The organism is Crocosphaera chwakensis CCY0110, from assembly GCF_000169335.1.
GTDB classification, from domain to species: Bacteria; Cyanobacteriota; Cyanobacteriia; order Cyanobacteriales; family Microcystaceae; genus Crocosphaera; species Crocosphaera chwakensis.
Map to the genome: position 1 here is coordinate 1 of NZ_AAXW01000160.1, position 1,095 is coordinate 1,095.

The following is a 1,095-nucleotide window of genomic DNA, read 5'->3' on the forward strand; positions in this document are numbered from 1 at the left end:
CAAAACGTCTTTCAATTAGCTAAAGATAACTTATTCTCTGTAACATTATTACAATTGGAATCAGAATTGTATTGGCTTTTCTTTAATATTCATCATATCATTTTTGATGGTTGGTCTTATGAAATATTACAAAGAGAATTATTCACACTTTATCAAGCCTATTCTCAGGAGAAATCCTCACCATTGTCTTCTCTTCCTATTCAATATGCAGATTTTTCCCTATGGCAGCATCGCTGCTTAACAGCTAAAAATTTAGCATCTCAAGTAAATTACTGGAAAGAACAATTAGGTGAAACGTTACCCATATTAGAATTACCGACAGATAGACCTCGTCCTAAGATACAAACCTATAAAGGAGCAACGAAAACTTTTACTTTATCATCAGAATTAACAGCAAGTATCAAAGCATTTTCCCAAAGAGAAGGGGTAACAATATTTATGACTTTACTTGCAGCATTTAAAGTATTATTGGGTCGCTATAGTGGACAAAAAGATATCATAGTAGGGACAGCTATTGCCGGACGTAGGCACAAAGAAATAGAAAATTTAATAGGTTTTTTTGTGAACACTTTAGCTTTACGAAGTCAATTAAGTAACCATTTTAGTTTGAGAGAATTACTAACTCAAACAAAACAAATTTGTTTAGATGCCTATGCTAATCAAGATGTTCAATTTGAGAAGTTAGTAGAAATATTACAACCAGAACGAGATTTAAGTTATAGCCCGATATTTCAGGTAATGTTTGTCTTACAAAATACAGAGATGAATGAATTAAAATTACCAAAGTTGACAGTAACAAATTTAGAAACATCGAGACAAACAGCAAAATTTGACATGACATTATCCATCGAAGAAAGCCAAGAAGAATTAATCGGAGAATGGGAATATAATAGAGATTTATTTGATAGTATGACCATAGAGCGAATGATTAAACATTACCAGGTTCTTATATCTGCCCTATTAACCAATTCGCAAGAAAACATATGGAAAGTACCGTTACTAACTGAAAGAGAAAAGAAGCAATTATTAGTTGAATGGAATCAAACTCAGACAAATTATCCGAAAATAAATCAATTAATCGATTATTTGAAGACA

The 1,095-nt window shown here is 31.6% G+C and carries 1 protein-coding gene; it reads left to right on the forward strand.

The window, feature by feature from the left end:
- The coding region (locus CY0110_RS27790; RefSeq protein WP_008279012.1) for a condensation domain-containing protein at positions 1-1,095 on the forward strand (1,095 nt) is incomplete at both ends.